Here is a 9,684-nt window from a genome sequence, read left to right as displayed (position 1 = left end):
ATCGTCTTCCCCAATATCATGGAAAATACAATTTCATCTTCTGATAAACAATCCTTCGCATTATGACAAAGGCAATTTGGGAAGACAATATTGTATTTATGATAACATTAAAAATATCACTTTTGTTCACGATTATAGAAATACTTGTATTTTAACCTCTTATACATAATTTTTACATATATATTAAATTTGCAATTTACCCAATTTCTATGTATACAGACAATTGTAAGCTGGTCTAGAATATCTAGATACTATAGATTATTTAATTTATATATGCATAATTCTGTAAACGATACTTCACCTGTCACTTTTGCTTCAGTTCAAAGCCGAACGTATTTCTAAGTTCCTCGTAAATACGCTGTACAGGCATTCCCATTACATTGAAATAACTGCCATAGAGTGAAGTTACACCAATATAACCAATCCATTCCTGAATACCATACGCACCAGCTTTGTCCAAAGGATGATAATTCTTGACATAATACTCTATCTCCTCTTCACTAAGTTTCTTGAATGTCACCTCACTCGTAACCGCAAAACTACGCTGCAGCTCACAGGTCGTAAGACATACGCCAGTAATAACTTCATGACTACGCCCACTTAATTCACGCAACATTTTCCTCGCCTCATCCTCATCTACCGGCTTGCCAAGAATCTCATTATCAACAATAACAACCGTATCTGCCGTTACTACAAGTTCGTCTGTAGCAATATCATACGCTGCAGCCTTTTCCTTTGCAATGTACTGTGGTACATCCTTCAAAGGTAGATCAGATGGATAGGATTCATCTATTCCACTGATAACTCTCACCTCGAAATCGATTCCCAAACCAGCAAAAAGTTCTTTACGTCTTGGTGAATTGCTTGATAATATAACTTTATATTTAGCCATCATCTCCTCATTTTTATATTTTTTATTTCTTACTTAAATACAATATCACATAACTGCCATTACCATCCGAAAGCTTTTTCATCAGCCAACCATTTGCCCTGGGCACGAAGCACCTGCTCAATAATATCACGTGCACAACCGTATCCTCCAATTCTATCGCTGACATATCTGCTCACTGACTTGATATCAGAGCATGCATCCGCAGGACAACAAGGACATCCCACCCTACTCATAACCTCATAATCCGGAATATCATCACCCACATATATTACTTCCTCATCTGCAAAGCCACAATCTTCCTGGAATGCTTCATAGTCTTTTATCTTTACAGCACATCCCATAAAAATATCCTTAACTCCTAGACGTTCATATCTCAGCTTTACAGCTTCCATACGTCCACCTGTCATTATGACCACTCTCAGTCCCATTTTGCAAGCCAACTGTATAGCATAACCATCTTTTATATTCACCGTACGCAACGGTTCGCCATCAGCAGCAAGCAGAATTGTACTGGCTGACAGTACACCATCAACATCAAAAATGACTATTTTTATTTTACTAAGATCGTAATCTATCATTATTTTTTCCGAATTTCGTATATCCCTTTCGACATAATATCATAAATTGCCATGAACTCTGGTTTATCAGAAAGCAAGGCTAGCTGTTTATCTATCACATTCCTGTCATTACGCACAGCAGGACCGGTTTGTGCATCATAAGGAGACATGCCATGGACTTTCAAAGCCACCTCGTCTATGAGAGGATACATATATTCGAAAGGGATATTATGTTGCCGAGTAATATGTGCCGCTACATTATAACAGTGATTGACAAAATTTGACGCAAAAACTGCGGCAAGATGCAGATATTTGCGATCTTCACTTGACAGAGGAATAACCTTGTCACTTATCTCCCGGCATAAGGTTTGCAACACCCTAAGTGTATCATCATCCGACGCTTCAATAAAACATGGTATCTCTCTAAAATATAACGGCTTATCTTTAGAGAAAGTCTGCATGGGATAAATAACTCCGTATCGATTTGCATATCCATGAAAGACATCAATAGGTATACTTCCTGCCGTATGTATAAATATGCTATCACACCTATCATTACACACCAATGGCACAAGTTCTGGCAACACGTCATCACTGACAGACAACACATATAAATCCGAATTCATTTTTATTTTATTTATATCGTCATGTGCCTCACATCCCAACAACGAAGCCAGACGTGCGGCTGATTGCATAGTGCGACTGTACACTTGTTCTATTATATTACCGGCATCAGCCAACGCCTTACCTAAATGAGTTGCAAGATTTCCTGCACCAATAAGGGATACTTTCATATTTAAAATTTTATACACTTTTATTATTTAAAAGCAAAATTAATCATTCTTGTCCAATAATAGAATCTGAAATTATGCTTTTTAGAAAAGATTTGTTATTTTTGCCATATGAACAAAATAAGCATACGGCTTATACAAAAAAGCGAAAAGCTGCCGGAGATGGTTTGTAATAACTTTTTCCACAGTATAGATTTTTTCCTGATAGCGGAAAAAACACCCGGTTATGCTCCACTTATGGCCGTTGCAGAAAACTCCCAAGGAACCATACTTGCCCATCTGCTTGCACTGATATGCCGCCACGGTAAACTTTTTCCACCATATCTATATACACACGGAAGGGTTTACGGAGAAGGTGAGTATGCACAAGAAACAGACCGCGAACAGCTCTTTAGCATGATGCTTAAAGCTGTAACACAGAAATTCAATCACAAGTTATGCTTGTATATAGAATTCAGTGACATAAGCAACAAAATGTTTGCATACAGACATTTCAGAAAAAATGGATACTTTCCTATACCATGGCAGGAAATACACAACTCGCTGCATAGTCTCTCACCCGAAAAACGAATAAGCGAAAAAGCCATGGCTAAAATTGAAACTGCCGAAAAACATGGTGTATATACAAGAGAAATAAAAAATGAAGATGAACTTACTGAATTCTATAATCTGCTACGCAACTATTTCAGATTCAAGACAAGACGTTCCATACCTCAAAAAAAAATGTTCTGCCTGCTGAATTCCAGCGGCAACAGCAAGACATTTGTTACAATATACAAAAATAAGATAATTGGAGGATGTGTGTGTTTGTATTCCGGGAAAAATGCTTATATGTGGTACCTAGCATCAAAAAGAAAAACTTACATACACCTTTCACCAAGCAGCATAACCGTGTGGGCTGCAATAAAATATGCATACGCCCACGAATATGAACACATATATTTCCTTGATGCAGGTCTGCCATTCCGTAACAATCCATTCAGAGATTTCATACTTAGTTTTGGAGGAAAACCAGTATCAAAATACAGATGGTTTAAATTCCCATTACCATATATAAACAAAGTTCTGTCTTGGTGCTATAACGATAAATAAACAACAAATAAACATAATGAAAGCTTTAAAAGAAAGAATTTTAAAAGACGGCAAATGTTATCCAGGTGGAATACTGAAAGTGGACAAATTCATAAACCACCAAATGGATCCGAACTTGATGAAGGATATTGCTGTGGAATTTACAAGACGCTTTGCGTCAAGTAACGTCAATAAGATACTTACAATTGAGGCATCTGGCATTGCACCAGCAATAATGATGGGCTTCCTCCTCAACCTTCCAGTTGTCTTTGCGAAAAAGAAGAAACCAAACACAATGGAGAATATGCTTTCTACAACTGTGTCTTCGTTTACCAAACAGAGACAATATAACGTCATCATAAGTCGTGAATATCTGAACGAAAACGACAAAGTACTTTTCATTGACGACTTTCTTGCATATGGTAATGCCGCCAAGGGTATTATGGAACTGGTAGAACAATCTGGTGCAAAACTCGTCGGAATGGGATTCATTATCGAAAAAGCCTTTCAAGATGGTGGTAAATTCCTAAGAGACAAAGGGATACATGTAGAATCACTAGCTATTATTGAATCACTGGACAATTGTCAGATAAAACTAAAAGAAGATTAAACAGACTTAATACATCAATCATACTGCAAAGGAGCATTTTCCGGCAGTATGGTTGAATTTTTATAATACGCTGCAATTAAATTAACCTTATTTAACCATTCTAAAACCAGCAATACGTCCTCATATATGAATTATTTTTTGTAATTTTGCAAGGTTTTAAGGGCCTTTTTAATAAAAAGCTGAATATCAGGCAGTTAAAATTAATGTATTCAAGATGAGACAACTAAAGATTCAGAAAAGTATCACAAATCGTTCGAGTGAAGCATTGGACAAATACCTTGTTGAAATCGGACGCGCTCCTCTAATCTCTATCGACGAAGAAATTGAACTCGCACAAAAGATCAAGAAGGGTGGTCCGGAAGGCGAAAAAGCCAAAGACAAACTTGTCACAGCCAATTTACGTTTTGTCGTTTCCGTTGCCAAACAGTACCAACACCAAGGACTGACACTTACAGACCTTATTGATGAGGGAAATATCGGATTGATTAAAGCTGCTCAAAAATTCGATGAGACACGAGGATTCAAATTTATTTCATATGCTGTATGGTGGATAAGACAAAGTATATTACAAGCAATCGCCGAGCAAAGCCGAATTGTAAGACTGCCACTGAACCAAGTTGGATCACTCAATAAGATAAATCACGAGATAAATAAATTCGAACAAGAGAACCAAAGACATCCTTCTGTATCAGAACTTTCAGATGCAACTAACATCGACGAAGAAAAGATCGGACAAAGTCTTATGGCTGACGGTCATCATGTAAGTATAGATGCGCCTTTCCAAGACGGAGAAGACAATTGTATGCTTGACGTGATGGCAAGCGGTGATGACAGTAGAACTGATAGACAAGTAGACCACGAATCTATGGCGCTTGAACTGAATTCTGTACTCAACAAGGTATTGAAAGATCGGGAAATAACAATCATACGAGAATGCTTTGGCATTGGATGCCACGAAAAAGGTCTTGAAGAAATTGGCGATCAGCTAGGTCTTACACGTGAACGGGTACGCCAGATCAGAGAGAAAAGCATAGCTAAACTCCGTGACAGCGGTAATGCAAAAATATTAATGAAATATTTAGGATAAATAATCTACCAAAGTCCAACCATAGAGTTTCAATTACAAAATTTAATCAAAATAGTCCCCATTCACCTCGGCAAACATTTCTTTTGCCGAGGTATTTTTTATAACCGAGATATGCCTATTATATGTGCATAGTACTAATAAATAACGAAAGATATTTTTGCGTAATCTAAATAATATTATTAACTTTGCAAATAATAAAGGAAGATTGGCAGAGTGATCGAATGCGCTGGACTCGAAATCCGGTATACCGCTTTTTTGGTATCGGGGGTTTGAATCCCTCATCTTCCGCAATTAAAATATAAAAACTAAAAAAAGTCCCATAAATATTAATATTTATAGGACTTTTTATTTAATACCAACATAAAAAAGAATTAAAACACCTTACAAAGGTACTAAAAACACAAATACATCCTAATAAAACAACACAAAATAAGCAACAAACCAAACTCACGACAAATCTATCCAAAATCCAACACATACAATATCTACATAACACCACGACACTTATTTATACTTTAATAAACACAAAAAAGATAACCATCCATATATCGCAATATTAAGTATGTTTTGAGGAAAATAAAAGTATCCAAATCTCCTCCGCATTCTATAATTATTGATCTGAGCTTTTAGCTCTGCCCCAATAAACAAAACGAGTATTCGCGAACAAACTCTACCGCAAATGTCAACACACCAGATACGCGATACTTATACATGATACTAAACATCGATAGTTTACACTAAAGAACAATTTCCTAGCCGTTCAAAAATACCAAACAGGCTTGTAAAAAAGCCTATTTTAAGACCTCAAATACACAATACTACATGATAAAACAAGCGTAATAAAAGGCTAAAAACGACTTAATCAAGATACACAGTCAAACTCCCGTACTACACAACAGTAATATAAACAAAGCTGTATAACCGGAATGGGGCTGCAGAATATTAAATTAAACATTCCTCAATATATATTTTGGGATTTTGGTTTGTCAGAATAAAGTCAAAAAATACATAAATTAATCGCTCGACTTTTCCTTTAAATACAGACATGAGAAACATGAGGAAGGATAAAGAAACATACGTATGTCTTGAAAGGATAATTATAGATTGTACCAAACGGAATTTACTATGATGAGAGGAAAGTCATGTCACTGTTCATAAGCATCTAGCATTTCCAAAACATTTCCGACATTCCATAATAAAACCTACCCCAACAGAATTGATTGAATACCACACAAGTTACATTCTTTATTGTAGATAAGTAAAATAATAGAAATACAGATATTATTATATTTAAAAAAAAGCTTTAAGAAGATAATAATTATATACTAAATAGTATTATAGTGATTCTTTTAAAGAAAAGAATTCTTCATTAATTAAAGTAGTGGATAGGGGAATCGAACCCCTATGCCAAGATTGAGAATCTTGTATCCTAACCATTAGATGAATCCACCAAATATGTGCATTACAAGAATAATGCGGAAGCTGGGGGATTCGAACCCCCGGTACGTTAAACACGTACGGCAGTTTAGCAAACTGCTGGTTTCAGCCACTCACCCAAACTTCCTTACCGGTCATTTCGAATCACCGAAGCACTAACTCTTTAATGCGAGTGCAAAGGTAAGCATTTTTTTTATACTGACAAATTTTTAGGACACTTTTTTTTAAAAAAATGAAGAAATTATAATTTTCACCTAATAAATACTATAGTTACAGTTTTATATAATATCTAAGATTGTGTATTAAAGAAACGTCCGGATGGAATATATATATTAAATCTTTTAGGAGGAAATCAGGACGAAAAGATATTTCTTCAAAATATTTTTTCTTAGATGTATAGCAAACGTAAATTTCTTTGTTACGAAAAGATTTCAATTCTGCATAGCCAGAATATTCCATTAACAAATCTTCACGTGTAATAGGACGGCCTGAGTCTGACATTATCAGCCATATATCAGATTCCCCAGCATTATCAATTACAAATTCTGGCGATAATGACAACGATCCACTATGCATATCACTAGAAAAGGCATATTTAATATTTGCATCATTAAACATCTTTCCCATTGAACTACGACCACCTGGGCAATACCAAACATCCCCAGTTTTACGTTCTGTAAGAATCATACGTTGAATTTTTGATTTCTTTGCTTTGTTTTTCAACTGACTATAACAACTATCAACAACATCAAACAAAGAATCCGCTTTTTCCCTACAACCCAAAAGTAATCCATAAAATTTCATCCATTCTGCACGACCGAGTGCAGATGTCTCCATATATTCCGCACACTCAATAATTGGAATTCCTGTTTTCTCTATCTGTCCATAACCTGCATTTTCAAAAGGGGAAAGCATTATAATATCAGGATTTAATTCTATTATTCGTTCTACCATCGGAATCATTGAACTACCACAATCAACAATCTTCCCTTTTTGTAAACCATCTTGCACAAATTCCAATTTCATATATTTCTTATCACATACCCCTTTTATAACATTACCAGCATTCAACCACGACAGAAGCTGGCAATGTGGAGCATTATATACTACACTAGATTTAACAGGAATATACACGACTGTTCCTTTTGGTACTTTTGTGACTTTTGAAGAATCTGCCCTATCAACCAATATATATCTATGTAATATTTCCCCTTCTTTCCAAGGATTCTTCAATTCAACAATAGAATAATATGGATATTTTACAATATTAATATGTTCTGCATATTTAAATCTTACCGAATCACCTTGTAATGCATTTTGACTCATCACTGTTACCGGTTTCTTACATGATATAGCTAAACACAAAATAAAAATAAAATCAAAGTAAATAACTAACTTCATAAATCACTATATAAAAATATAGTACAAAAATAATACATGTAAATAATATTACAAAATCATGCTATATCTTTCTAGAAATAATAATATAAATACAATGACCAAATATGTATAAAATAGAGATGACATTCAAATAATACAAAAAATGCTTAATATGAAAAATAAAATGAAAAATATTTTTTTTAATAAGTTTTTTCTATACCTTTGTGACACTCTAATAAAATCATAAACCTAATTAAAAACCAAACAATATGGCTGTAGAAAAAAGATACACTCTTGACGGCAGTTTTAGAATTAAAAAGGCTATACTATTTGCAATTGCCGTAATAATCATGTTAATTTTATGGAATATACCACTTGAATCTTTTGGTATAAATGGTTTAACTGTTATCCAACGACGAATAATAGCAATATTTGCATTTGCCACAATTATGTGGGTAACAGAAGCTATTTCACCTTGGGCAACCTCTGTTTCATTAATAGGTATACTTCTATTATCAACATCTGATAATGCATTCAATTTTCTCGTATCGGATATAGATAAAAGCCAACTTTTGGATCATGAAGCCCTTATGGCAACATTTGCAGATCCTATAATCATACTTTTTCTTGGAGGTTTTATATTAGCAATTGCAGCCACAAAATCTGGACTTGATGTATTATTAGCTCGCACATTATTAAAACCATTTGGTACAAAAAGTGAAAATGTATTATTAGGATTTATTCTTATCACAGGTATTTTTTCAATGTTTGTGAGCAACACGGCAACAGCAGCAATGATGTTGACATTCCTAACCCCGGTATTTAAAGCCTTGCCTCCAGAAGGGAAAGGTCGTGTTGCATTGACATTAGCAATTCCTGTGGCTGCAAATATTGGTGGTATGGGTACAATTATAGGAACGCCACCAAATGCAATTGCAATCAAATATCTCAATGATCCTAATGGACTGAATATGGGATTGGGATTTGGAGAGTGGATGCTATTCATGACACCATTCGCACTTGTTCTTCTAATAATTGGCTGGTATCTCTTAAAAACATTTTTCCCATTTAAGAAAAAAACTATTCATCTTGAAATAGAAGGAGAGGTAAAACATAATTGGCGTACCAATGTTGTTGCCATAACTTTTATTTTGACTGTAGCACTATGGATATTTGACAGATGGACAGGCGTTGGAGCAAACACGGTTGCAATGGTTCCAATTGCAATATTTGCATTTACAGGAGTTGTTAAGGCAAGAGATTTACAAGAAATTAACTGGAGTGTTATTTGGATGGTTGCCGGAGGTTTTGCTCTTGGTCTTGCCCTCAATGAATCTGGCTTAGCTGAAAATGTAATAAAAAGTATCCCGTTCGGTTCATGGTCTGCAATAGCAATATTAATAATATCTGGCATTATATGTTATATCCTTTCAAACTTCATATCAAATACAGCAACAGCAGCTCTTCTTGTACCAATTCTTGCTGTTGTATGTAAAGGCATGGGATCATCACTTGACAGTATTGGTGGAACTCCAACAGTTCTTATTGGTATTGCAATTGCAGCATCTATGGCAATGACACTTCCAATAAGTACTCCTCCAAATGCCATTGCTCACTCTACAGGACTGGTTAAACAAAATGAAATGATTAAAATAGGACTTTCAATAGGTATAATTGGTCTAGTGTTAGGATATATTATGCTTTATATTCTTGGCATATCACATGTTTTATAATTGCATAACTAAAAAAACAAATACCACAGTAAATAATTCAATTACTGTGGTATTTGTTTTTTATATTATATAGGGACATTCAGTAAACAGTATAAAATTAGCCAACTAATTCATAAACAAATTGTT

The 9,684-nt window shown here is 34.8% G+C and carries 8 protein-coding genes and 3 tRNA genes; 5 read left to right on the top strand and 6 right to left on the bottom strand.

Annotated elements, in window-relative coordinates; genetic code table 11:
- Positions 1 to 304: 304 nt before the first annotated feature.
- From WKT13_RS13125 to WKT13_RS13115, 3 genes are read right to left on the bottom strand one after another with little or no spacing between them, the layout of a single operon-like run.
- Positions 305 to 895: a Maf-like protein gene (locus WKT13_RS13125; protein ID WP_340324211.1), complete on the bottom strand. Its 591-nt coding sequence runs from the start codon at positions 893 to 895 to the stop codon at positions 305 to 307.
- Positions 896 to 951: 56 nt separating this feature from the next.
- Entirely contained in the window at positions 952 to 1,470 is a 519-nt protein-coding gene (locus tag WKT13_RS13120; RefSeq protein WP_340324210.1) for a KdsC family phosphatase, read from the bottom strand.
- Positions 1,470 to 2,243 carry a Rossmann-like and DUF2520 domain-containing protein gene (locus WKT13_RS13115; protein WP_340324209.1) on the bottom strand — a complete coding sequence of 258 codons (774 nt, stop codon included), beginning with the start codon at positions 2,241 to 2,243 and terminating at the stop codon, positions 1,470 to 1,472. Before WKT13_RS13115 ends, WKT13_RS13120 begins: the two co-directional genes overlap by 1 nt.
- Before the next feature lie 582 nt (positions 2,244 to 2,825).
- Here WKT13_RS13115 and WKT13_RS13110 point away from each other — a divergent pair.
- The 4 genes from WKT13_RS13110 to WKT13_RS13095 all read left to right on the top strand — a co-directional run bounded on the left by WKT13_RS13110 (position 2,826) and on the right by WKT13_RS13095 (position 5,296).
- The gene (locus WKT13_RS13110; protein ID WP_340324208.1) at positions 2,826 to 3,332 is read left to right on the top strand and encodes a GNAT family N-acetyltransferase; all 507 of its coding nucleotides are present in this window, start codon (positions 2,826 to 2,828) and stop codon (positions 3,330 to 3,332) included.
- A 16-nt stretch (positions 3,333 to 3,348) separates the two neighbouring features.
- Positions 3,349 to 3,921: a xanthine phosphoribosyltransferase gene (xpt, locus tag WKT13_RS13105; RefSeq protein ID WP_340324207.1), complete on the top strand. Its 573-nt coding sequence runs from the start codon at positions 3,349 to 3,351 to the stop codon at positions 3,919 to 3,921.
- A gap of 214 nt (positions 3,922 to 4,135) precedes the next feature.
- A complete protein-coding gene (locus WKT13_RS13100) occupies positions 4,136 to 5,008 on the top strand; it encodes a sigma-70 family RNA polymerase sigma factor (RefSeq protein ID WP_021994447.1) in 873 nt (290 codons plus the stop codon).
- Between the two features lie 199 nt (positions 5,009 to 5,207).
- Positions 5,208 to 5,296, top strand: a tRNA-Ser gene (locus WKT13_RS13095).
- A 1,091-nt stretch (positions 5,297 to 6,387) separates the two neighbouring features.
- Here WKT13_RS13095 and WKT13_RS13090 read toward each other — a convergent pair.
- The 3 genes from WKT13_RS13090 to WKT13_RS13080 all read right to left on the bottom strand — a co-directional run bounded on the left by WKT13_RS13090 (position 6,388) and on the right by WKT13_RS13080 (position 7,846).
- Positions 6,388 to 6,459, bottom strand: a tRNA-Glu gene (locus tag WKT13_RS13090).
- A 25-nt stretch (positions 6,460 to 6,484) separates the two neighbouring features.
- A tRNA-Ser gene (locus tag WKT13_RS13085) sits at positions 6,485 to 6,572 on the bottom strand.
- A 143-nt stretch (positions 6,573 to 6,715) separates the two neighbouring features.
- Positions 6,716 to 7,846, bottom strand: coding sequence for an ABC transporter substrate-binding protein (locus WKT13_RS13080; protein WP_340324206.1), 1,131 nt, complete (start codon positions 7,844 to 7,846; stop codon positions 6,716 to 6,718).
- Between the two features lie 248 nt (positions 7,847 to 8,094).
- Between WKT13_RS13080 and WKT13_RS13075 the strand changes: the two genes are divergently transcribed.
- Entirely contained in the window at positions 8,095 to 9,558 is a 1,464-nt protein-coding gene (locus tag WKT13_RS13075; protein ID WP_340324205.1) for an SLC13 family permease, read from the top strand.
- The last annotated feature ends 126 nt before the right edge of the window (positions 9,559 to 9,684 follow it).

It is taken from the genome of Prevotella sp. HCN-7019 (assembly GCF_037890215.1).
GTDB lineage: Bacteria > Bacteroidota > Bacteroidia > Bacteroidales > Bacteroidaceae > Prevotella.
The sequence above is the reverse complement of the archived record's forward strand: the minus strand, read 5'-3'. Positions and strand labels throughout refer to the sequence as shown.

What these genes read in the sequence shown, in the direction of transcription:
- xpt (WP_340324207.1), top strand. Translation starts at nt 3,349, where the DNA reads ATGAAAGCTTTAAAAGAAAGAATTTTAAAAGACGGCAAATGTTATCCA.
- WKT13_RS13120 (WP_340324210.1), bottom strand. Translation starts at nt 1,470, where the DNA reads ATGATAGATTACGATCTTAGTAAAATAAAAATAGTCATTTTTGATGTT.
- WKT13_RS13125 (WP_340324211.1), bottom strand. Translation starts at nt 895, where the DNA reads ATGATGGCTAAATATAAAGTTATATTATCAAGCAATTCACCAAGACGT.
- WKT13_RS13080 (WP_340324206.1), bottom strand. Translation starts at nt 7,846, where the DNA reads ATGAAGTTAGTTATTTACTTTGATTTTATTTTTATTTTGTGTTTAGCT.
- WKT13_RS13100 (WP_021994447.1), top strand. Translation starts at nt 4,136, where the DNA reads ATGAGACAACTAAAGATTCAGAAAAGTATCACAAATCGTTCGAGTGAA.
- WKT13_RS13075 (WP_340324205.1), top strand. Translation starts at nt 8,095, where the DNA reads ATGGCTGTAGAAAAAAGATACACTCTTGACGGCAGTTTTAGAATTAAA.
- WKT13_RS13110 (WP_340324208.1), top strand. Translation starts at nt 2,826, where the DNA reads ATGGCTAAAATTGAAACTGCCGAAAAACATGGTGTATATACAAGAGAA.
- WKT13_RS13115 (WP_340324209.1), bottom strand. Translation starts at nt 2,243, where the DNA reads ATGAAAGTATCCCTTATTGGTGCAGGAAATCTTGCAACTCATTTAGGT.